General features: G+C 69.5%; 19 protein-coding genes. 4 read left to right on the forward strand and 15 right to left on the reverse strand.

Going from position 1 to position 21,309, the window contains the following annotated elements; translation table 11 throughout:
• Positions 1-87: 87 nt before the first annotated feature.
• The 8 genes from ACXJJ3_RS08355 to ACXJJ3_RS08390 are packed head-to-tail and all read right to left on the reverse strand — an operon-like array spanning position 88 to position 10,633.
• Positions 88-1,152, reverse strand: a complete 1,065-nt coding sequence (locus tag ACXJJ3_RS08355) for a M48 family metalloprotease (protein ID WP_458169396.1) — start codon at positions 1,150-1,152, stop codon at positions 88-90.
• A gap of 34 nt (positions 1,153-1,186) precedes the next feature.
• Positions 1,187-2,341, reverse strand: coding sequence for a hypothetical protein (locus tag ACXJJ3_RS08360; protein ID WP_458169397.1), 1,155 nt, complete (start codon positions 2,339-2,341; stop codon positions 1,187-1,189).
• Between the two features lie 15 nt (positions 2,342-2,356).
• On the reverse strand, positions 2,357-3,280 hold the full coding sequence (locus tag ACXJJ3_RS08365) for a hypothetical protein (protein WP_458169398.1): 924 nt from the start codon (positions 3,278-3,280) through the stop codon (positions 2,357-2,359).
• Positions 3,281-3,286: 6 nt separating this feature from the next.
• The gene (locus ACXJJ3_RS08370; RefSeq protein ID WP_458169399.1) at positions 3,287-5,302 is read right to left on the reverse strand and encodes a hypothetical protein; all 2,016 of its coding nucleotides are present in this window, start codon (positions 5,300-5,302) and stop codon (positions 3,287-3,289) included.
• A complete protein-coding gene (locus tag ACXJJ3_RS08375; protein WP_458169400.1) occupies positions 5,299-8,694 on the reverse strand; it encodes an ATP-binding protein in 3,396 nt (1,131 codons plus the stop codon). Before ACXJJ3_RS08375 ends, ACXJJ3_RS08370 begins: the two co-directional genes overlap by 4 nt.
• Entirely contained in the window at positions 8,681-9,253 is a 573-nt protein-coding gene (locus ACXJJ3_RS08380) for a hypothetical protein (protein WP_458169401.1), read from the reverse strand. Before ACXJJ3_RS08380 ends, ACXJJ3_RS08375 begins: the two co-directional genes overlap by 14 nt.
• Positions 9,253-9,543 (reverse strand): hypothetical protein, encoded by a 291-nt coding sequence (locus tag ACXJJ3_RS08385; protein WP_344189722.1) that lies wholly within the window; start codon positions 9,541-9,543, stop codon positions 9,253-9,255. Before ACXJJ3_RS08385 ends, ACXJJ3_RS08380 begins: the two co-directional genes overlap by 1 nt.
• Before the next feature lie 49 nt (positions 9,544-9,592).
• Positions 9,593-10,633 (reverse strand): conjugal transfer protein, encoded by a 1,041-nt coding sequence (locus ACXJJ3_RS08390; RefSeq protein ID WP_458169402.1) that lies wholly within the window; start codon positions 10,631-10,633, stop codon positions 9,593-9,595.
• A 679-nt stretch (positions 10,634-11,312) separates the two neighbouring features.
• Here ACXJJ3_RS08390 and ACXJJ3_RS08395 point away from each other — a divergent pair.
• Positions 11,313-12,188 (forward strand): aldo/keto reductase, encoded by an 876-nt coding sequence (locus ACXJJ3_RS08395; RefSeq protein WP_458169403.1) that lies wholly within the window; start codon positions 11,313-11,315, stop codon positions 12,186-12,188.
• A 162-nt stretch (positions 12,189-12,350) separates the two neighbouring features.
• Entirely contained in the window at positions 12,351-12,740 is a 390-nt protein-coding gene (trxA, locus tag ACXJJ3_RS08400) for a thioredoxin (protein ID WP_458169404.1), read from the forward strand.
• A 6-nt stretch (positions 12,741-12,746) separates the two neighbouring features.
• Here the strand turns inward: trxA and ACXJJ3_RS08405 are convergent, their stop codons facing one another.
• The 4 genes from ACXJJ3_RS08405 to ACXJJ3_RS08420 form a co-directional block, all read right to left on the reverse strand.
• Positions 12,747-13,316 carry a hypothetical protein gene (locus ACXJJ3_RS08405; RefSeq protein WP_458169405.1) on the reverse strand — a complete coding sequence of 190 codons (570 nt, stop codon included), beginning with the start codon at positions 13,314-13,316 and terminating at the stop codon, positions 12,747-12,749.
• 72 nt (positions 13,317-13,388) lie between these two features.
• Positions 13,389-13,802, reverse strand: coding sequence for a GNAT family N-acetyltransferase (locus tag ACXJJ3_RS08410; RefSeq protein WP_458169406.1), 414 nt, complete (start codon positions 13,800-13,802; stop codon positions 13,389-13,391).
• A 2-nt stretch (positions 13,803-13,804) separates the two neighbouring features.
• Positions 13,805-14,206, reverse strand: a complete 402-nt coding sequence (locus ACXJJ3_RS08415; RefSeq protein ID WP_458169407.1) for a VOC family protein — start codon at positions 14,204-14,206, stop codon at positions 13,805-13,807.
• A 228-nt stretch (positions 14,207-14,434) separates the two neighbouring features.
• Complete coding sequence (locus tag ACXJJ3_RS08420; RefSeq protein WP_458169408.1) at positions 14,435-15,700, reverse strand: NAD(P)/FAD-dependent oxidoreductase; 1,266 nt, start codon at positions 15,698-15,700, stop codon at positions 14,435-14,437.
• Between the two features lie 102 nt (positions 15,701-15,802).
• On the opposite strand from ACXJJ3_RS08420, the gene ACXJJ3_RS08425 reads away from it, so the two are divergent.
• Positions 15,803-17,338 (forward strand): helix-turn-helix domain-containing protein, encoded by a 1,536-nt coding sequence (locus tag ACXJJ3_RS08425; protein ID WP_458169409.1) that lies wholly within the window; start codon positions 15,803-15,805, stop codon positions 17,336-17,338.
• Between the two features lie 264 nt (positions 17,339-17,602).
• Here the strand turns inward: ACXJJ3_RS08425 and ACXJJ3_RS08430 are convergent, their stop codons facing one another.
• From ACXJJ3_RS08430 to ACXJJ3_RS08440, 3 genes are read right to left on the reverse strand one after another with little or no spacing between them, the layout of a single operon-like run.
• Positions 17,603-18,874, reverse strand: a complete 1,272-nt coding sequence (locus ACXJJ3_RS08430; RefSeq protein WP_458169410.1) for an NAD(P)/FAD-dependent oxidoreductase — start codon at positions 18,872-18,874, stop codon at positions 17,603-17,605.
• Between the two features lie 22 nt (positions 18,875-18,896).
• The gene (locus tag ACXJJ3_RS08435) at positions 18,897-19,409 is read right to left on the reverse strand and encodes an isoprenylcysteine carboxyl methyltransferase family protein (RefSeq protein ID WP_458169411.1); all 513 of its coding nucleotides are present in this window, start codon (positions 19,407-19,409) and stop codon (positions 18,897-18,899) included.
• Positions 19,409-20,455 carry a type III polyketide synthase gene (locus ACXJJ3_RS08440; protein ID WP_458169412.1) on the reverse strand — a complete coding sequence of 349 codons (1,047 nt, stop codon included), beginning with the start codon at positions 20,453-20,455 and terminating at the stop codon, positions 19,409-19,411. Before ACXJJ3_RS08440 ends, ACXJJ3_RS08435 begins: the two co-directional genes overlap by 1 nt.
• 18 nt (positions 20,456-20,473) lie before the next feature.
• Here ACXJJ3_RS08440 and ACXJJ3_RS08445 point away from each other — a divergent pair, with 18 nt between their 5' ends.
• Positions 20,474-21,280, forward strand: coding sequence for a UbiA family prenyltransferase (locus ACXJJ3_RS08445; protein WP_458169413.1), 807 nt, complete (start codon positions 20,474-20,476; stop codon positions 21,278-21,280).
• Positions 21,281-21,309 lie beyond the last annotated feature (29 nt).

Consider the following 21,309-nt stretch of genomic DNA (forward strand, 5'->3'; position numbering starts at 1 on the left):
TCGACCGGGCGACGCCGGACGCAGACGTAACTCGTATCAACTATTGTCCGCACACCCGGGATCGTCCGACTCCCACTCGGGTCAGACTCATCCCCATGCCTTCGGTGGGATTCCGCCGGTCCGCTCAAGAACCCGCACTCGTTCCACGAGCGGGGGCGTGTTCGACATGACCTGGGTACGACGGCTATCAGCCTGGCCACCAGGTTGCTGATGCTGCATTTGCCATCCGTACAGGACTTCCACGAGCGTGCTGCCGTACCCCAAAGCGGCCGCCTTTTGATCCGCCTGCCTCACCTGCCACCGGTTCAACCAGGCAAGGACCGGCGGGGCGATGAACGGCGTGATGAAGAGGAACGGCCAGATGTAGCCATGGCCGAGTGCGAACACCGCGACGATCAACCCGACGTACGCCATCAACAGGAACCCGCCGATGATGCAGCCGAATGCAGGCACGCGACGCATCAACTGCGCGATACCTCGCACCACGATGAGCCCGCATCGGGCGGGGATCGAGTACCAGAAGCTGAGCATATTCAGCCACCATCGGCCGCCCAGATGGTGCGCAAGTTCATGCGCCAGGACTGACTCGAGGTGCGCCGGGGGCAGGGTGTAAAGCGCCCACCGAGTCACTGCGACCACACGGCCGGGCGTTGGCGTTGCGTTGGCCTCGTCGGACTCCTGAATCCACAGTGTGTAGCGTCCAGGGGCAACATCTGCGCGCGCCAGCATTCGATGCCAGATCGGCGCGAGGCGTTGCTGCTCGATGAGCGTGGGCTCCCGGAGGCGGTACAGGTACCGCGCGAACACGGTCTCGGCCGACGGGACGAGGCTGAGCGCGCCGGACGCGATCCAGACCGCAACCACGATCCATCCCCAGCCGAAACCGATCGCTCCCGCGATCCACACGACCAGCACCAAGCTCCAGAAGAACCACGGAACAGCGGTGAGTAGCGTCGTCCAGGCAGACGGCTCAGGCAGAAGCTTCGCCCCGGCACCCGAACGCTGCGAGTCGCCTGCGTTGCTGGACGGCGGCAGTTGCTGCGGAGCAGGTCCGTTCGGAAGGGGCCCAGCGCCCGGTGGGACCGCGGCTCCGTGACCGGGCTGGCCTGGCCAGCCGTCGCCGGGTTCGTTCGGCTCGGTGGGGCCGGTCATCGGGGGTTCCTCCTGTGGGTCGGGCGGGGCTCGGTTACCACAGTGACACGTGGACGTGGTCGAAGTGGCCGCCGGTGGCGTCGGTGGGGTTGTAGACGCCGCCGCCGTTGTACGGGATCCAGGTGCCGCGGCGGGCGGACCAGATCTTGCCGTACCAGATGACGTAGTGGACGCCGGTCTGGCCGGCGGTGGTGATGGCCCAGTTGGCGATCTGGTCGCCGCGGGCGCGGGCGGGGGCCGACTTTCTGGCGTCGGCGCCGACCATGACGTCGCAGGCCTTGCCGCGGGGGTGGTCGCTGGTGGGGTTCCAGACGTGGGCGTCCCAGCAGCTCATGCTGAGGGTGCCGAGGTTTTTGCGGGCCTCCGCGACCCAGGCCGCCGTACGCGGAGTCACCAGACCGCCGGTGCCGGTCGGGTCCGTGACGGTCGCCTTCTGATCGGGCCAGACACCGTTGACCGGCTTTCCACTGGACAGGTCGCCGCCACCGGACTGGTCGCAGCTGTTGTTGTCCTGTATGCCGTCGACGACTGCCCCACCGGTCGGTGCGCCGGTGCGGCCCGCGTACGGGTTCCCGGACCGGGTCAGGTCGATTCCGGCTGCCGCAGCGATATCGCGAGCCTCCTGCTCACGTGTGGCATACCTGTCGGGGAACGCCGACTTCTGCACCTGCTGAGCCACATCACCCAGCGCCATCGACGGCCACCCGTTGATGTCGACGAGGCCTGGTGGATGTCCCGGCCCGGCCCCGCCGAAGAATGCCTCCACCGCAGTCTTCGGCTCATCTACAAGCTGCTTGGCATCGCCCCACCCTGCCGAGGGTCGTTGCTGGAAGAGCCCGACGGAGTCTCGGTCGCCGTAGGTGAGGTTCTGCAGGTCCGACTCGACGAGCGCTGTCATCAATGCGATCAAGGTCGCCTTACCCGGCAGCCCGCGCTCAACGGCGACGCTGTCGATCAGCTTCGCCCAGCTGATCTGAAGCACGCGGAGCGGACCGCTGGGGTGCGGATCGGTTCCTTGGCCGGGAGCGCCGGGGCGGCAGGCGGCTTGGGTCGTCGTACCGCCTCCGAACGGCGCGAGCATCAGCAGGCTGGCGACACCGAGCACCGCCAGCGCCGCCGCGCCTTTGGCGAACCACCCTCGGCGTGCGACCGAGAGGAACCCGCGCCCGAGATCACCCTCGTCGAACATCGGAGTCCCCCGCCGTCATGGTCCGGTACCTCCGGACACGTCGCTGATCACCCATTGGTTGTTCTGGTTGGTCAGCGTTATCAGCAGGGGGACGTCGAACCGCTGCGCGTGCTTACCGGTGACGTCGATGGTGACTTTGACGAACCGCGTGATCCGGCTTGGCGTGTCCACCGGGGCTTCGGCGTTCGCCGGCGGAGCGGTCACCGGGGCCGCGAGTACGGTCGACTTCCCGCCATCGGCCTTGAGTGCGTCGTACGTCGGGTCGCCCGCCGCAGTGAAGCTCGACGCGACCTCGTCCGTCATGTATTTGGAGCACTTCTCGACCAGAGCGGCGTACGTCTCGGCGCTGGGGTCGCGGGTGTAGAACGCCCGCGCCCAGGTACCGGTCACGTCGGTCGCCAACGCGGTGTCCTCGGAGGACGGCCGCTGGCTCACCGGCGGTGGTGTGGTGAGCGCGGAGCTGGTCGGCTCACCCGTCTGGTTGGACTGGGTCGCCGGTGCGGTCGGGAGTACGACGGAGCGGCCGGGAGTGAGCAGGCTGATCGGAGCGCCGTCGTCCTTGCTCTTGCCGCCGAACAGGCGCGGCAGTCCGCCGCCGACGCCGAGGATGATGATCGCGACGATGACGACCAGAGCCACGATCGCGATCGGGCTCGTCGGCTCCGCCTGCCGCTGGTTCCGCAGCCACGCCATCCGCTGGACGTGGTCGTCGCGCCGCCAGTTCTTCTTGGCACGACGCCGTTCGCGACCGCTGAGGTCGTCCATCTCGTCGGGGTAGTCGTAGTCGTTGCTCATCAACGACCGCCAGCCGTCCGGCGCGTCCGGGCGGCTGCGTTCGTCACGACGATCGGCGTCGGACTCCCGCGGCTCAGGGGCGCGGTGACGGGACTGACCGCCGCCCTCGCGGCGGTCGTACGGCGAGCGAGATTTCCGGGCCATCCGGCATCACCTGCGCGTCGGGACGTGCACCGTCACGCCGTCCTTGGTGACGGTCGAGTAGTCACGGTAACGGCGCCCCTGCGAAGGCACCGGCTTCCGCCGCGTCCGCTGCCCCTTGGGCGGACCTTCCCGCAGACTCGCCGAATGCGTATGCGCCCGAGGCTCGTACCGCACGTCGTTCGACGGCACCGGAATCGGACGCCGCGAATGCCGCGCCTTCTGCGCCTCACCACTCCCCCGCGATCCAGAGGTGGCCGGCGCGGCCACCCCCGCACTCGTGACGGTGATCGTACGCCGCTTGTCGGAGTCCTGAGACTGCGACCGCGCACGAGCCAGATTCAACGCGGAGCTGCTCCGGCCCGGCGACGTAGCTGCAGCAACTCGCCCGTTTACCCCGGCAGCGCCCGCACCACCCGGCTGTCCGCCGGCCCCAGTGCCGACAATACCTTGACCGCCCACAGCCCCGTCGCCGCGTCGCCGCTCAGGGCCACGCGTCAGCTCGTACTGCGAACTGGCTGCAGATCTCTGCGCCAGAGAACCGATGCTTGGCGCTTCCCGATAGATCCGTGTCGAGGAGACGCGTTGCGCCGACGACTCTGAGGTCCCGGCCCGGTCGCGAACTCGTTCCCTGGGAGTAGGTGCGGCACCGCGGCTGCTCAGTGCGCTCATGACACGCCTGACCGCGCCCATCGCGCCGCGTCGCGCGAGCCCACCCAGCATGACGCTCCCGGCGCCGGGACGCATCATCGACGTGAGGCTGTCCAACAGTCGCCGCAGGCGGAAGCCGACGATCAGTACCGCGATGGCGAGACCGGTTACCGGCAGCCATCCGAGAGGCCCAGTCAATGTGAACACCGCGGTGACGAGCGTGAGGGCCGTACCGAATACCAACATCGCCAGGAACGATTGCAGTACGAGCCCGATCAATGCCTCGAACCAGTTGAGGCCCCACTGACGAGGTCGACCCGGGATGATCCACAAACAGGCGAAGAACACGCCAACGACCAATAGCAGCAACGCGCCGACGAAGGCCATCAGTGCGGTGAATGCCAGACCGATGTTCAAGAACCCGAACAGCGTCGCGGCAATGGCAGCCAGCATCACGACTGCTGTTCGTCCGAAGGGGTTGTCTCCCTTGACCCACTTCGCAGTCGGTGAGTCCTCTCCGCCCTCGGCCGGTACGACCACGTTCTTGACGTAGTCCATCCTGTCCTTGGGATTCACTCCGACGTCGAGCATCCCCTTGCCGTACCGCTGACACGCTGCGATAGATCCGAACTCGGCGATACACCATGGTGTGACCGCGAAGCCTCGCCAACTTGCGTCGGCAGACTTCCGCAGGAGTGTGTCTTTCGGTGTGCCCGTGAAGCCAGGTTCAGGCCAGGGAATCGGCGTCTGCATTGTCGGGCCCAAAGCATCCGACGATGCAGTCATCACCGCACCGGCGCCCATCTGCCGGGCGCCGTCGACTCCACGCAGCCACGTAGCAGGCGCAACAGCGAAGCTGATGCTCAGAACGCCGGCAATCAATACCCAGATCAACTGCCCCAGCGCGCTGCCGGTCGCACGGCGTTGCATGTAGGCCGCGACGGCACCGAATGCGAGAGCGGACGGCAAGAGCCATCCGACCAACTGCGTGCTCGTCGCACCGATCGTGGCCGATGTGGCATCAGTCAATGGCTTCACATCGGTGAACGAGAAGAGCCACCAGCCAACGGAGATCGCGGCTCGCGTTATTGCCGTGATGTACATCATCACGAGGTACGCATAGCCGTTGAAGATCATGTTGAACGAGTCGGTCAGGCCCGTATCGAAGTCGAGACCGTAGGCCATCGGGCTGTACTGCTCGAAGAGGGTTCGGGTGTCGCCGTGGGTGAGGTCTGGGGTGGGGAGGAGGTCGGCGAAACCTGTGGGGTTGGTCGGGCCGGGTTTGGGGTCGGCGGCCAGGGCTAGTTGGGAGGTGATGATGAGGGAGAAGGCGAGGATGGTGGCCGCGGTTCTGAGGCGGCGTTGCCACCTCATGCGACGTGCTCCTTGTTGCCGGTGGGTGGGCGGTCGGGGGTGGGGTCTTCGCCGTAGGCCGGGTACATGGCCTCGTTGTAGGCGGCTTCGTCGGCCTCCTGGTCGTAGACCTCGTCGGGGCCTATGGGGGACTCGTAGCGAAGGGGGTGGCGGTGGTGCGGGGGGTCTTGGGGGGTGTCTTGGACGCTGGGGGTTGGGGGGTGGCCGTTTTGCTGGGCTACCGGCGGTTCTTGGTGGGTGGGTGGGTGCGACTCGGTGGGCCGGGTATCTGGAGTCGCGGAGGTCTGGGTGTTGGCGGTTGGTTGGTCAAAGTGGGGCTGCGGGGTGGACTGCTGAGGGGCGAGCGTCGCCGGCGACGGGGGGTGCGCGTACGTCGCCGGGTCGGCCGCAGCGGCGGCTGACGTGGGGTCGGCCGCGGGGGTCGCCGGCGCGCGGTCGGCCGGGTAGGCGGGTGGTTCTGGCTCACGGGCGGGCGGTGTGGCCGTCGGGGCGGAGGACGTGTCGTCGGCGGCCTGAGACGTGATGTGGGGGCTGTCGGCGGTCTGATCCGACGTGTGAGCAGCCGGGGATGGGGCGTCGGCGGCGCGGGACGGGGCATAGGCAGCCGGGAACCGGGCGGCGGTGGCTGCGGATGCGGCGTCCGGGGCCGCTGGGAACCTGGCGTCCGCGGCCGGCGATGTGGTGTACGCGGCCGCGGAAGGGGGACCGGCGTTCGGGGAGGCAGCCTGAGCCGAGGTGTAGGCGGCCGAGGGCGAGGCGTGGGCGGCGGATGCGGGGTCCGGAGCCGGGGAGTGGGCTTGGCCGGTGGGGGCGGGGGCTCGGGCCGGTTCTTGGGGTGGGGCGGGGTTGGTGGAGGACTGGTCGAGGTCGTCGTAGCGGGCCTCGTCGTCGGGGAAGGGGGTGGGGTCGTCGTCGGGTGGGGTGGGTGGGGGGACGTGTTCGGATTCGGGGGTGGTGCGGAGGAGGGTGGCCACCTGCTGGCTGGGGATGTCGATTTGGACGGTGGCTACTTCGTCCCAGCGGTCGCGCATGATGCAGTGGCCGTGGCGGATGGATTTGCCGTTGGCGGCGGTGTTGATGCCGCGGACGAGGGTTTGGTACGGGGCCGTTTGGGGGCGGCCGAGGAGTTCGAGGAGGGAGTCGACCTGTTCGCGGGAGCGGAGGCTGAAGGCGAACAGGGTGGTGATCTGCTCGACCAGACCCGGCAGTTTCAGGATCGACGCCGGGTCCTGGGTGTCGAGGACCAGGGAGGCGCCGAGGGCGCGGCCGACGCGGGCGATGTAGTCGAGGAACGAGGCGCCGTCGGGGGTCTTGGTGAGCAGGTGGACCTCGGGGACGATGACGACCTTCGAGCGGCCGCGGAACTCGCGGCGGCCGGTGGTGCGGATCATCCAGGCGAGGCAGCCGCGCAGGCAGGCCATGCCGACACGTTCGATCGGGGACCAGGACTCGGGGGCCGACTCCGGTGACGGGAGGGTCAGGCCGGGCATCTGGACGACCCAGAGGCCGGGGTTCGTGGTCAGGGACGAGAGGCCGGACGGCGGGCCGGCGACGACCGAGCCGAGGCCGGTCTCGACCAGGTCGCGGAGGGCGAAACCGACCGTACGGACGGTCTCCTCGTCGGAGTTGCACAGCCGCTGGATGACGCCCCAGGAGGACGGGTCCGGGGACTGGATCTCGGCGCGGGTAGCCGCGACCACGGGAGCTTCGGCCGCGCCGCGCAGGTGTGGCGGGAGCAGGAGCATCAGCTGGGACGGGGCCTGCAGCAGCGCGTCGTCGACCGGGAGTACGCGGAGCAGGTCCGCGGCGCCGGAGAACTGGGCGGTGATCTCGATGACAGCGGTCGGTACGCCGTACTCCGCGGCGACTGCGGATACGCCCGCCGCGTCGCCCTTCAGGTCGAGCAGCGGGACCCAGGCGCCGGCGAACGCCGAATCCAGGCCGCCCAGCATCGCGGCAGTCGTCTTGCCTCGACCGGACCGGCCGAGGAACAGCGTCGTCGTCGCGTCACCGAGGGCCGAACCGGCGGCCGCGTCGAAGCGGACCAGGCCGGGCGTGGAGCCGGTCAGGTACCCGATCGCCGGGCCGGTCGCGTCACCGATCGACGCACCGCCCCAGAACCAGGACCCGAAGAATGCGGTCGACTCGCGGACGTGGCCGAGGTCCGGCACCCGCAGCTGGTCTCCGGGCAGCGACTCCAGCCACAGGTCGCGCTGCTCGTCGGCGCCGGCGGCGACGGTGATGCCGCGATCGGCGTAGTGCGCGATGACCGCGTCGACGTACGCCTCGAGGTCCTCGCGGGTGTCCGCGCTGACCAGCAGCCGCGGGTGGTCCTCGACCAGGGTGAGGCCGCTGCGGTTGATGTCGCGCTTGACCTCGCGCATCACGCGCTCGGTCTCGACGATCTCGTCGGCGGTCTCCTCCGCCGTGCCCTTTGCGGCCGAGCGGCGCTGTTCCTTCGCGCTCTTCCGGGTCTCGTCGACCAGGTTCCGCGCGGTCTTCTTGGTGAGGACCCTGAACCGGACCGAGGCCTCGACGGTGACGTCGATCTCGTCGCCGTCGTCGTCGATCGCCTTGATCTCGGACAGCGTCCGCAGCCACTCCCCCGACCCCGGCGTCTCGAGCTCCTCCGGGAAGTCGGTCATCGCCAGCACGGTCGTGTACGCCGCGATCTGGCCGCGGGTGTCGTAGATCCGCAGGTGGTCGGTGTACGGCACCACCCGGCCGGAGGTCAGCCGGGCCAGCGAGGCGCCGGTGATCAGGCCGCGCCGGGGGGCCGCGACCGCGCCCCGGTGCATCTCGCGGCTGATCAGCCAGGAGATCACCTCGGCGGGGGCGGTGTGGGCGCGCCAGACGGTCGAGCCGAGCTGACGAGCGAGCTTGCGCACCCGCTCGTCGAGGTGCGCGAGCTCGCGCGCGCTCACCCGCCACGACGTCGTCCCGAGGGCGTCGCTGATCGAACCCCGGACCTGGGCGGTCGCCCGGGGGTCGCGGTCGCTGAGGTGCACGCCGAGTGCGACGTACCGCTCCGGCATTCGCATCTCGTCGATCCGGTCGGCCCGGGTCTGCGCCCAGGCCTCGTGGTCGCCGAGCCGGTAGTGGCCGGCCACGGAGTCGATGTAGTCCTGACCGGTCGAGCGGCCCCAGACCACCTTCAGGTGGCTGAGCCGGTCGCCGAGGATGGTCGCGGCGGCGCTGACCGCGGCGTCCAGGGCGGCGTCCTGCTCGGCCTCGGTGGCCAGGTCGGTGTTCGCCACCGAGATCAGGAACCACGCCTCGGCGCTGCGTTCGGTGACCAGCAGGCCGTCGGCGATGGCGACCAGGCGTGGCGGCGGCAGCCCCCGCTCGCGACCGACCCCCACCAGGTTCAGGAGCTTGTCAGCGATCTTCATCCAGGCCTCTTCCTGACGACGTCCTGCGACTCACCCGTTGTACGTGTTCCGAACCCAGCAGGCGGGCCCGCTGGTTGACCGTGATGTCCGCCCCCGCGCGGACCATCGGATCCACCTCCACCACCACCTCGCGCTCCCACTCGGGCGTGACCCGGGCCTTCGCCAGGTCTGCGACCTTTCGGGTCGACATGCGCTCCCGCCAGGGCAGGTACTCCGACTTGTCGGCGGCCCGGGCACCGAGGCCGATGATCGGGCGGTGCGCCCGCAGCGCGTACCGGACCGCGAGCGCCCATTCGGTCACCCGGCGGCGGCGTTCGTGGAACTTCCCCGGCCGCCAGCCGAACGCGGTGATCACGAACGGCGGCACGACGTACAGGCTGACGGTGGGCTTCTCGGGTACGCCGATGAATGGGAAGAGCAGCGCCACCCAGATCACGATGACCACGGCACCGAAGATGATCATCCGGCGGCGCGCGCCTTCGCCGAGGTCGATGCCGAGCAGGTCGTACTGCCGGGTCTCGATCTCGAAGTGGTGGGTGAGGGTACGGCCGACGCGCATCAATTGCCCCCGGAAAGCAATCCCCAGAAGCCCTTGAGCACGTTGATCGTCTGGTTGTTGGCGTAGATCAGCCCGCCGACCAGGATCCCGGCGGCGATGTGGCCGAACAGCTCGCCCCACTCCCGCTTGAAGTAGTGGCCGATCGCGCGCAGCACCAGGATCGCGATGAAGATGTTCCCCGCGATGACCAGGACCCAGTCCTTGAAGTCCGCACCGGTCGGGACATTGGGATTGCCGGCCATGGGCACGGCAAGCTGTACCACGCTCGCAGCCAGTTCGTGGGTCGTCATTGCGGTGTCTCCCTTGTTGCCTCGGTCATCCGATGGCCAGTCGCTGGATTCATCCGACGGCAGCCACTTGCCATCGCTGTGCTCCGTCCGTGGCGACAGTACGCCTCAGCGTGAGCGTGTACGTCTGGTCCAGAGTGGTATCTCCCACCCCGTTCCAGGTGACGGCTGCAGTCGCCTGCCGCTCGTCGTCGTTCCCGGCGTACACCTGCCAGTCCTTGAGTTCACCGAACTTCACCGCACCGTTCAGGCTGCGGATGGTCGAGCCGGGCGCGGTCACCGCGGACACCTTGTTGTCCGACTCGGCGTACGCCGCGAAGAAGGCCTCGGCATCCTTCTCGGTCGCCGAGGTCAGGTCGTCGTCGGGCTTGCCGGCGTCCGGCATGTTCGCGGGCAGCGGCGCGCGCTCGTCCGGTACGAACGTCGGCGGCGCGCTCACCACCACCCGGTCGGCGGTCCGCGCGACCGGCACCGACAGCCGGTTCCAGACGACCGGTCCGACCGCGAAGGCGTTGCCGCTCTGCCGGGTGAAGGTGTGCACCCGGACCCGGACGTCGACGACCGCGGTGATGCCGTTCGGGTCGGCGGTGACCTGTCCGGGGTACGCCACGTCGGCGGTCTGCTTGCCGCGCCCGTTCCAGCCGGCCCGGCTGTCCAGTCCGGCGGCGAGGTCGAGGCCGACCTGGGCCGGGCGGGCGTCGGGGTTGTTCTCGTCCCAGGTCAGATAGGCCACGGCGTACCGGGTCGCGACCGCGCGAGCCTCGTCGGACGGGAAGCTGCTCTGCCCGCTGACCACCGTCTGGGGCGTCCGGTTCGGCGCGATCCAGGAGCGGATCCCGCTGATCGCGGCCAGCAGCAGTACGACGACCACGAGGCCGCGGAAGAACCGCCGCGCCCAGGTGGAGAACGACGACTCGGGCTCGGTCGACCACGGGGTCTGCCCGGGGCCCTGCACCTCGCGCGGGGGCTGCGGCGGGGCGGCAGCGTGCGCGCCGTGCGGCGAGCGCTGCTTCAGCCGCTCCGGCGGACGCGGTCCGGGCTCCTGCGGGGCGCCGTCCGGCGTCCGTCCGCCCGGTCGCCGGGGAGGTGCCATGACGCCACCGTTCGGCGGCGGGGTCTGGTTCTGCGGAGCGGAGTACTGCGCGGCCACCCCCTGCGCCTGGCGAGGGGTAGGGGACACCGGCCCGCCGGGGTGGGCCCACCACTCCGGCGCGGTACTCTGCGGGCGGCCTTTACCGGGTTTCTTGGTCCGGCGCTGGTCCGACCAGTGCTCACCTTTTGGCGGCAGATTGAGCAACGTTCGCCACCAACTCATCCCTACCCGCCCCTCAGACAGCAGTTACGCGGACAGTAGCCGGGAGGATACGGCAAGCAACCGTCCTCCGGGAGACCCGAGCCCAGGATCCGGATGTTCCATCGCTCCCCGCAGCCATACTGTTACCCCACTCGCGGGCAGTGTCACCCTCACCTCGGCACATACCGGCCAAGCGTGACACCTTCGGTACCGTCGTCATAGCTCCTCTCTCATGCCCGCTCGGGTCGGCCGGGCAGCGCACACCATGCCACACGCCGCGGACAGGTTCGAAAATCCGTGCGAACAACATGGTAAAAGAACGCATCAACTGATCACAGATAGTAACCGATCCGGCGGCTCCACTGTGGAAAACTCTCCCGCGCCGAGAGGGTCAAAGTCGGCTGTGGACAACCGCTTGCCGACGGGGTCTTCGGGCATAAGGTCGGCAGTGTTCCCTGCTACCCCCTGGAGGACCAGGATGGAAACTCGCCGGCTGGGCAGACTCGGCCACCAGAGCTCGGTACTCATCTACGGCGCGGCCTCCCTCGGCGGCGTCGACCAGGACCGCGCCGACGCCTCGATCCAGGAAGCACTCGACGCCGGAATCAACCACTTCGACGTGGCCGCCGACTACGGCGAGGCCGAGCTCCGCCTCGGCCCCCGGATGCCGGAGATCCGGGACCGGATCTTCCTCGCCACCAAGACCGGCCGGCGGACCTTCGAAGAGGCCTGGAGCGAGATCAACCGGTCGCTGGAGCGGCTGCAGACCGATCACGTCGACCTGATCCAGATGCACGCGGTCTGCGATCTGGAGAACCTCGACCTCGTCACCGGCAAGGGCGGCTCGCTGGAGGCAGCGATCCGGGCCAAGGACGAGGGCCTGGTGCGCGCGATCGGCATCACCGGCCACACCGCGCAGGCGCCGTCGGTGCACACCGAGGGGTTGCGCCGGTTCGATTTCGACAGCGTGCTGACGCCGCTCAACTACAAGCTCTCCACGGATCCGCGGTACGCCGCCGACTACGCGGCCCTGGTCGAGGCCGTGAAGGCGTCCGACGCGGCGCTGATGACGATCAAGATGATCGCCCGGCGGAACTGGGCCGACGGCGAGCAGAAGGCGTACGACACCTGGTACCGGCCGTTCGACGAGCAGCGCTACGTGACCGCCGCGACCGCCTGGCTGCTGAACGGGCACCCGGAGATCACCGGCCTGGCGACGGCCGGCGAGACCCGGTTGCTGCGGCAGATGATCGTCGCCGAGAAGGAGCGCGCCGAGCTGACCCCGGAGGCCGCCGCGTCGATCCTCGAGGAGGTGCAGGACTACGCGTCACCCTTCGTGGACATGCCGATCTGATCAAACGGTTGACAACGTGGCTCAGCTCACATTCGAGACTCCGCATTCCGGTCAGGTCGTAGGCCGTACGAGATCGGCCGTCGGCCTGCACCGGGGGGCGGGAACAAGTCACGGGGCGGCCGGTGTTGACTACGGCGTACTCAACTACTTTCGGAGGTCGTAGTGGCAACGGTCGAGCTGACCCAGGACAACTTCAACGAGGTGGTCGGTGGCGACGGTCTCGTGCTGGTGGATTTCTGGGCCGAGTGGTGTGGCCCGTGCAAGATGTTCGGACCGGTGTTCGAGAAGTCGTCCGAGGAGCACGCGGACATCACGTTCGGCAAGGTCGACACCGAGGCTCAGGGCGAGCTGGCGCAGGCCTTCCAGATCAGCTCCATCCCGACCCTGATGGCGGTGCGCGACGGCGTGGTGCTGTATTCCCAGGCCGGTGCGCTGCCGGCGGCCAGCCTGGAGGACCTGATCGGCCAGCTGCGTGCGGTCGACATGGAAGAGGTCAAGGCGCAGATCGCCGCCCACGAGGCGGAGCACGGCACCGAGCCGCACACACACTGAGCGATTTCAGCCGATCCGGGAGTTCGCGCCGAGCTCCCGGATCTGCTGCGCCATCGCGATCCGGTCCGGGCCTTCCTGGAGCTGCGGGTTGTGGTCGAGGGCCGCGACCAGCTGGTTGCGCTCCTCGGGCATCAGCCGTCCCCAGCCGCCGCGGACCAGCTTGAGGGCGTGGAACTGCTCGTTGCCGGTCAGCGGGCCGTTGATCGCGTCCAGCAGGATCGCGCTGTCGATCAGCGAGCGGTCGCCCTCCATCAGTCCGAGCGCAATCACCCGGACGACCGGTGAGCCGCTCCGGAACAGGTCGGCGACCTCGTCCTTGTCGAACTTCTCCACGGCGGCCGCGTTCGCGACGCGCTGCAGGATCCGGTCGAGGATCTGGCCGCGGAGCGCGGTCAGGTCGGACTCGCGGAGCTCGGTGTCGGTGGTGCGTGGTGATTCCGCGCCGTCGCGAGGAGGTGCCCGGTGCGGTAGCTCGGCGTGCGGCGCGCCGCCGAGCACGAGGCAGAGGATCCGGCCCGCCACGTCCACGATCGGCCGGGCCTTAACCGCCCAGGCCGGCGGTTCGGTTCCGTTCATCGGCCAGCGCCTCCGTCCGTCGTCGGGCAGGTGCAGCTGATCGTGCCGGTCCGCTCCCCCATCGGCAACCCGTCAGCCGATCAACCGCGCGTCGGTCGTACGACGCATCAGCCGCGAGCGTCCCACCTCATCGGTGAAACCCCAGCGCCGGTAGAACGGCACCAGCTCGGGCTGACAGACAAGTTCCAGGCTGCGGACCGCCGCCAGCGCGGGATGGTCCACGACCGCGTCGAGCAGTACGGCGCCGACCCCGGTGCCGCGGTACGACTCGTCGACGATCACGTCCAGCAGCAGGGCGACGTACGTGTGGTCCGTGAGGACACGCGCGAAGCCGACCAGCTTGTCGTCGTCCAGCACCGCGAAGACCAGGTCGGAGTTGGCAAGCAGCCGTTCGACGTCGGCCGTCGTACGGTCACTCATCCACCAGGCCGTCCGCATGAGCTCGGTCAGCTCGGAGACGCGAGGAGTCGAGGTGAGCGTGAGCATCGTCAGAGGTCGCGGGAACTGAGGACGCAGAACTCGTTGCCCTCGGGGTCGGTGAGGACCGTGAACGAGGCGTCGGCGGGCTGGCCGACGTCGGCCCGACGGGCACCGAGCGATTCGAGGCGGGCGAGCTCGGCGTCGCGGTCCTGGCTGGTGTGCGGGGCGAAGTCGAGGTGCAGGCGGTTCTTCACCGTCTTGCCCTCGGGGACCGCGACGAAGACCATGCCGGGACCGATCCGCTCCCACGGCATGTCCTTGAGCGTGTCCTCGTCGACCCAGCCGGGGACGTTCACGCACTCCTCGTCGGAGGCGTAGATCGTCGTCCAGGCGAGCGCCTCGGCCCACCAGGCCGCCTGCTTGCGTACGTCGTGGCAGTCGACCACGACGGAGTACCACCTGAGAACCATGGCTGAACGATGGCATAGGCCGCCGACAGCAAGAGAAAGAGCGGGCCCTGGGCAGGAGAAAGTCGCCAGGGCCCGCTCTTGGGGCTGACCGGAGCGGCTGCGGTGGCCGGAGGAGGCGCGGGCAGATGAGGCGCTGCCCTGAGGAGGCTCACCGAGGCTGCTCGAGGTGACGGTCAGCGGGGCGGAGGGACCACGTCGTTGGAGCCCCTCCCTGTTGCTAGAAGGTCGTCAGCGGAGTGGGTTGAAGGGGCGCAGCTCGTCCGGGGTGCGGCCGGTTGTGATGGTTTCGGCCAGCAGCTGGCCGGTGATCGGGCCGAGCGTGATGCCCCACATGCCGTGGCCACCGGCCGCGAACACCCGCGGTGAGGAGGTCGCGCCGATCAGCGGCAGGCCGTCGGGGGTGCAGGGGCGCGGGCCGACCCACTCGAACGTCCGCGCGTCCAGGTCGGCGTCGCGCAGCAGCGGCCGGGCGGCGTCCACGATCGCGTCGATCCGGCGCGGGTCGAGCTTCGCCTCGGGCTTGCGGAACTCCATCATCCCGGCCACCCGGAGCCGGTCGCCGAGCGGCGTGCAGGCGATCCGCTGCGCCGGGAAGTACACCGGGCCGGCCGGGACGTGCGCCATCGGCACGCTGAAGCTGTACCCGCGGCCCGCCTGGACGACGGTCCGGACGCCGAACTGCCGCGCCAGGTCCGTCAGCCACGCACCGGTCGCCATGACGACCGCGTCGAACGGGTCGGTCTCGCCGTCCGCCGTGACCAGCCGGACGCCGCGGATCTCGTCGACGATGTCCTTGACCACGACACCGCTGATGATCTGTCCGCCGCGGGCGATCACCGAGTCGGCGAGCAGGTTCACGTACTCGCCCGGGTTGATGAAACGCTGACCGTGCAGCCGGATCGCGGCGCCGATCGCGTCGGACAGCGACGGCTCGATCTCGCGGGCGTCGTCGCCGCTGATCGCCTCGAACTCGATGCCCTGGCCGGACGCGTGGATCTGCTCGATCTCCTCGAGCAGCACCTTGCGCTCCTCGACGGTCCGGTACGCGGCCAGGAACGACTTGGCCTCGTGCGTCTGCGCCTTGACTCCGGCGTCAGCGAGGAAGTCGAACGCGGCCAGGGACTGCCGGTTGATCGGGACCAGCGCGTCCATCGCGGTCTTCCAGCGTCCGGCGGTGCTGTTGCGAGCGAATCGGGTGAGGAACTTGAGGAGCCGCGGGCTCGCGGTCGGCGGGACATACACCGGTGAGGCAGGGCTCAGCACCGCACGGAGGCCGTACTTGAGGACCGCCGGTTCCGGCAGCGGCGTCGCCAGGCCGGGGGTCAGCCAGCCGGCGTTGCCCCAGGACGCGCCGGCGGCGACGCCTTCCCGGTCGAGCACGGTCACCTCGACACCGGCCTCCTGGAGGAACCAGGCGGTCGCCAGGCCGACCATGCCCGCGCCGACGACGGCGACGCGATCCGGGACGAGGTGAGTGGAACCAGCTGTGGTCATGTATCGATGGTGCGGCCGCAACCGACGCCTGTCATGGTGCGATCACACCATTAGCGGCCGCAATGACTGTGCTCATCGCACAATAACCTGCACAATAATCTCGTGATCTCCTCGTCCGATCTGATCGTCGCCGTCGGCCCAGCGCTGTTCGAGGTCGTGGTTCCCGGCAAGGGCGACAGCGAGGTCCGGGACGTGTTCCTGGCCGACCCACAGGAGCCCGCGACCGGCCAGCCGGGTGATCTGGTGCTAGGGCTCGGTTTGCGCGACGCAGAGGACGCTGTGGAGCTGGTTGAGCGCTGTGCGGCCGGGAACGCGTCAGGCGTGGTCCTTCGTACTGCGTTGGCGCATGAGCCGCCTGTTGTCGCTGCCGCGGAGCGGGAGGTCGTTTCACTCGTCGCCCTGCAGCCCAGTGTTACCTGGGCGCACGTGGTGTGGCTGTTGCGCGGAGTACTCGACAGGGCCGCTGCACCGGACTCCCCTGCGGCTGGTGACGCCGGCGTACACCAGGAGCTATTTGCGCTGGCTGATGCCGCGGCTGCGATCGTGGACGCGCCTGTGACGATCGAGGACAACCAGTCGCGCGTACTGGCGTACTCGTCGGGGCAGGACTTCACCGACCCGACCCGGGTGTCGACCATCGTCGGCCGTCGGGTGCCGCCGGAGGTCATTGCGCATTTCCGGGCGCGGGGCATCTTTCGGCGGCTGGCCAGGTCGAGTGAGCCGTTCTTGGTGCCGGACGGGCCTAACGGGATCCGGCCGCGGCTCGTCGTACCTGTGCGGGCTGGGGGTGAGTGGTTGGGGTCTATCTGGGCCGTTGTGGACGGGCCGGTGAGTGAGGCGGTCACTACTGAGCTCAGCAACGCTGCGTCGGTGTTGGCGTTGCACCTGTTGCGGTTGCGGGCCCAGGCCGATGTGGCGCGTAGGAGCGCGATTGACCGGTTGCGGACGGTTCTGCGGCAGTTCTCGCCGGACAACCCGGTCGACGTACGGCTGCCGCGTCAGCCGTGGCGGGTGGTGGCGTTGGGGTCGCCGGACGGGTACGACGTACCGCAGCAACTCGATCTGTGGGAGTCGACCGGGCGGCGGCACGGGTGGAGCGAGCCGCAGTTGGCTGATCTGGATGGGACCGTGCTCGCGGTTGTTACTGACCAGGACGGGCCTGGGTCGTGGAGTTGGTTGCAGAAGCTGGTGGTGGAGTCGCCTGGGACGTATGCCGCGGCGGGTGGGCCTGCGCGGGGGCCGGCGGATTTGCCGAGTTCACGGGCTGAGGCTGTTGAGTTGCTCGGGTTGGTACGGCGCGGGGTGGCGCCGGGGCCGGCGTTGCGGGTTGAAGAGGCTTGGCATGTGCTGACGGTGCATCGCGCGGTGACGTCGCTTGATACCACCAAGATGGATGGTCCGTTGGCGACGTTGCTGCGGCACGACATCGAGCACGACACGGGGTACGTCGAGACATTGCAGGCGTGGCTGGAATTTCCCGGGCAGCCGCAGCGCGCGGCGCGGGAACTGCATTTGCACACGAACACTTTGCGGCACCGGATGAAGCGGATCGGGGAGATCGCGGAGCTCGATCTGTCCGATCCTCGGGAGCGGTTGGCGTTGCAGCTGCAGATCGCGGCGGTGCGGACCGAGCACTGAGAACGAGCACTGAGAACGAGCACTGAAATCGGGCACTGAGACGTTCGCCACAGGGCGATGTAACAAGGCTTCACATTCCGGCAACTGTTGAGCAACATGCGGCTGACAGAGTCTTCCTTGTCAGCAGGTCCGGCCTTTCACCAGGAGGCCGGAAAGGCTGCCGGTCCGAGCCTTTCACCAGGAGGCTCGGCCCACCCGCAGGCCCGGCGATTGTCTGAGCGATTGCCGGGCCTGCGGTATTTTCAGAGTTTCGGTCCACGTTGCCTAGGACAACCGGTTGACGATCGTGCGGTAGACGCCCGGGAGGCGGCTCGCGGCGGGGACGATGTACGGGGCGAGGGCGCGGCGGTTGCGGGCCCAGAGCAACGATGCGGTGAGCAGCCGGCACTCCCAGGAGACCCGGCGGTAGGCGGCGTCGTAGTCCTGCGGGCGGTCGGCGCGGAGGCAGTCGACCAGTTCGGCGGAGGTGCGGAGCGCGACGGCGATGCCCTCGCCGGTGAGCGCGTCGACGTACCCGGCGGCGTCGCCGACCAGCAGGACACGGCCGGCGGTGCGGGTGCGGACGCGCTGGCGAAGGGGGCCGGCGCCGAGGACGGCGGTGGCCGGGCGGGCGGTGGTGAGGCGGCGCTTGAGGGTGGGGAAGGCGTCGAGGTGCGAGTCGAAGGTGCCGCGGGCGGAGGTCAGGATCGCGACGCCTACCAGGTCGTCCGCGACCGGGGTTACGTACGCCTCGCCTAGGTGGGACCAGTACACCTCCACAAGATCCGTCCAGGGCGCGACGGTGAAGTGCTGCCGCAACCCGCGCCGCACGGCGCCGGGGGCGCCGTGCGGCGCGTGGTGGAAGAGGCGGGCGAGCGCACCGAGTGGATCAGAAGCGGCAAGGCCGGCGGCCCAGTAGTTGGAGCCCGGCACGCGGCGGCCGGGGGCCGGGTAGCTGGAGGCCGGAACGGGGCCGGGGGCCAGGTCGCTGGAGGCCGGAACGGAGCCGCCGGGGGCCAGGTAGCTGGAGGCCGGAACGGAGCGGTTGTGGTTCGGCGTGGGGTGGTTGAGGGAGAGTTGGCGGCGGATGGGTGAGTGGAGGCCGTCGGCGGCGGCTAGGTAGCGGGCGGTGAGGCCGGCGGCGGTGACGGTGGTGGGGGTTTGGGTGATGGGGCCCACGCGGGATTCGAGGACGGGGATGTCGAGGGCTTCGAGGCGGGACATGAGGGCGGCGTGGAGGGTCGTACGGCGGACTCCCAGGCCGGGGCCGGTGGTGAATCTGGCGTCGACGGTGTGGGTGTCGTCGAGGTAGCGGATGCCGTGGAAGGGGCGGCCGGTGAGGTCTACGCCGAGGCGGGTCAGGTATGCGACAGCGCTGTGGGCGATGCCTTCGCCGCAGGCCTTGTCGATCGGCGGAGTGCGTGGTTCGACGACCACGACCGACAGCCCCGCGAGGGCGGCCCGGATCGCGGTCGCGCAGCCGGCCGGCCCTGCGCCGGCGACCAGCAGGTCGACGTCCGGGCGAGGCCCGCCGGGCCGGGGGTCGAGCCCGCTCACGGAACCACGGCCAGCAGATCGATCACGGGACCAGCGTGGAGTTGAGGGCGGTTTCCTCGGTGCGGATGCGGACGGTCAGGAGTGGAATGTTGAGCGCCGTGAAGATCAGCGCGGTGAGCCACGCGGTGTGGACGAGTGGGAGCGCGATCCCCTCGGCGACAACCGCGACGTAGTTCGGGTGCCGCAGCCAGCGGTACGGGCCGCGGGCAACCAGTTTCAGCCCGGGTACGACGATCACGCGGGTGTTCCACTGGTGCCCGAGGACCGTGATGCACCACCACCGCAGCCCCTGCGCCAGCAGCACCACCGCGAACATCGTCCACCCGAGCCACGGCACGAACGGCCGGTACGCCGCCTCCAGCAAACATGCCGCGAGCAACAACGTGTGCAGGGCAACCATGAACGGGTAGTGCCCCCGCCCGGCCTCCGTCCCACCACGGGAGAAGCTCCACCGCGCGTTCCGCAGCGAGACCACGAGCTCCGCCACCCGCTCGGCGGCGACGAGCAGCACCAATCCGACGTACCAGCCGTACATCACCACTCCATCAACACGAGCTCGGAACAGAAACCAGGACCCATCGCCAGCAACATCCCGGGCCCGGACGGACCCAACCGCATCGTGTCACCCAGGACGTGCAGCACCGAGGACGACGACAGGTTGCCGACGGCATCGAGCGACTTCCAGGTCAGGTCCAGCGCCCCGGGCGCCAGCTCCAACGTCTCCGCGACCGCCTCGAGCACCTTCGGCCCGCCCGGATGGCTGACCCAGGTCCCGACGTCCGCCACGCTCAGCCCGTAGTCGCCGAGGAACCCGCGCACATCCTCCCCCAGGTAGGTCCGGACCACGTCCGGCACGTCCGCCCCGAGCACGATCCGGAAGCCCCCGGCGCCGACGTCCCACCCCATCACCCGCTCCGAGTCCGGGTACAGCCGGGACCGCGTCGCCACCACGGACGGGCCGGCCGCCGCCGGATGCGCGGACCCGGTCAGTACGACGGCCGCCGCGCCGTCCCCGAACAACGCCCCGCCGACCAGGTTCGGCAGCGACGCGTCGTCGCGCTGCAACGTCAGCGAGCACAACTCCACCGACAGCAGTACGGCGACGTGCGACGGCCACGCGGTCAGGTAGTCGTGCAGCCGCGCGATCCCGGCCGCTCCCCCGACGCACCCCAGCCCGAACAACGGCAGCCGTTTCACGTCCTCGCGCAGCCCGAGCCGCAACGCCACCCGGGCGTCGATCGACGGCGCGGCCACCCCGGTCACCGTGGTGAACATCAGGACGTCGACGTCGTCCACCGTCAGCCCGGCGTCCTTGACCGCGCCCGCGACCGCCTCCGCGCCGAGGTCCACCGCGGTCTCGATCCACGCGTCGTTCGCGGCCCCGAAGTCGTCGAGGACGGCGTACTGCTCCAGCGGCAGCGCGAGATGCCGATGGGACACGCCCGCGTTCGCGTGCAGCCGGCGGAGCACCGCCGTACCGTGGCCGTCCGGGAGGCACATCGCGGCGACCGCGTCGGTCAGCGCGGACTGCGGATACCGGTACGGCGGCAGCGCGGGGCGGACAGCTGCGATCCGGGTCATCGTGGCATCGTTACGTCGGTGAGGACCGTACTCAGAGGTCTGGCTCTCGCGTGCCACCCGGGGCCGACCGTCGCCGTCACTGCGCTGGTCACGGCCGTCGCGTGGTCGGCCGGGCGCAGTCCGGCCGGGTGTCTCCTGGTCGCAGCAACGATCCTCACCGGCCACCTCTCGATCGGCTGGAGCAATGACGCGATAGATGCCGCCCGCGACACCATTGTGAACCGCCGGGACAAGCCCGTGGTGCGCGGACTGGTGAGTCGCCGGACGCTGGCGATCGGTGCCGGCCTCATGCTGGTGATCACCGTCCCTGTCTCTCTCGCGAACGGATTCGCGGCCGGGCTGGTTCATCTCGGGTTCGTCGCCTGCGCCTGGGCGTACAACCTGGGCCTGAAGTCGACCGTGGTCTCGTGGCTGCCGTACGCCGTCGCGTTCGGCGGGCTGCCGTCGTTCGTGACGCTCGGCACCGCGCAGGTCTGGGCGCCGTGGTGGGCGACCGCCGCCGGTGCCCTTCTCGGGATCGGTGCCCATCTCGCAAACGTCGTACCGGATCTGGCCGACGACCTGGCGACCGGTGTCCGCGGCTGGCCGCAGCGGCTCGGCCGGTACGCGCGGCTGGTCGCGCCGCTCCCGCTGGCGGCGGCGACCGTACTGCTGGTGGTCGCTCCGGCGGGCGCGATCGGGGTCGTCGGGTGGGTCGCGCTGGCGGTGGTCGCCGTACTGCTCGTCGTCATCGTGGTGTGGCGGGACGCGCCGTTCCTGGTCACGATCGGGATCGCTGCCGTGAGCATCGTTTCGCTGGTCCTGCGCGGGCACGCGCTGGTCTGACCTTCAGCGACTCTTCAGGTGCAGATCGT

This window comes from Kribbella sp. WER1 (genome assembly GCF_054189145.1).

Bases quoted from the DNA above. Each gene is read 5' to 3' on its own strand.
- ACXJJ3_RS08370 (WP_458169399.1), bottom strand. From the start codon at position 5,302: ATGAGGTGGCAACGCCGCCTCAGAACCGCGGCCACCATCCTCGCCTTC.
- ACXJJ3_RS08410 (WP_458169406.1), bottom strand. From the start codon at position 13,802: ATGCTCACGCTCACCTCGACTCCTCGCGTCTCCGAGCTGACCGAGCTC.
- ACXJJ3_RS08390 (WP_458169402.1), bottom strand. From the start codon at position 10,633: ATGGCACCTCCCCGGCGACCGGGCGGACGGACGCCGGACGGCGCCCCG.
- ACXJJ3_RS08360 (WP_458169397.1), bottom strand. From the start codon at position 2,341: ATGTTCGACGAGGGTGATCTCGGGCGCGGGTTCCTCTCGGTCGCACGC.
- ACXJJ3_RS08395 (WP_458169403.1), top strand. From the start codon at position 11,313: ATGGAAACTCGCCGGCTGGGCAGACTCGGCCACCAGAGCTCGGTACTC.
- ACXJJ3_RS08375 (WP_458169400.1), bottom strand. From the start codon at position 8,694: ATGAAGATCGCTGACAAGCTCCTGAACCTGGTGGGGGTCGGTCGCGAG.
- ACXJJ3_RS08440 (WP_458169412.1), bottom strand. From the start codon at position 20,455: ATGACCCGGATCGCAGCTGTCCGCCCCGCGCTGCCGCCGTACCGGTAT.
- ACXJJ3_RS08380 (WP_458169401.1), bottom strand. From the start codon at position 9,253: ATGCGCGTCGGCCGTACCCTCACCCACCACTTCGAGATCGAGACCCGG.
- ACXJJ3_RS08420 (WP_458169408.1), bottom strand. From the start codon at position 15,700: ATGACCACAGCTGGTTCCACTCACCTCGTCCCGGATCGCGTCGCCGTC.
- ACXJJ3_RS08385 (WP_344189722.1), bottom strand. From the start codon at position 9,543: ATGACGACCCACGAACTGGCTGCGAGCGTGGTACAGCTTGCCGTGCCC.
- ACXJJ3_RS08435 (WP_458169411.1), bottom strand. From the start codon at position 19,409: ATGTACGGCTGGTACGTCGGATTGGTGCTGCTCGTCGCCGCCGAGCGG.
- ACXJJ3_RS08405 (WP_458169405.1), bottom strand. From the start codon at position 13,316: ATGAACGGAACCGAACCGCCGGCCTGGGCGGTTAAGGCCCGGCCGATC.
- ACXJJ3_RS08355 (WP_458169396.1), bottom strand. From the start codon at position 1,152: ATGACCGGCCCCACCGAGCCGAACGAACCCGGCGACGGCTGGCCAGGC.
- ACXJJ3_RS08415 (WP_458169407.1), bottom strand. From the start codon at position 14,206: ATGGTTCTCAGGTGGTACTCCGTCGTGGTCGACTGCCACGACGTACGC.
- ACXJJ3_RS08365 (WP_458169398.1), bottom strand. From the start codon at position 3,280: ATGGCCCGGAAATCTCGCTCGCCGTACGACCGCCGCGAGGGCGGCGGT.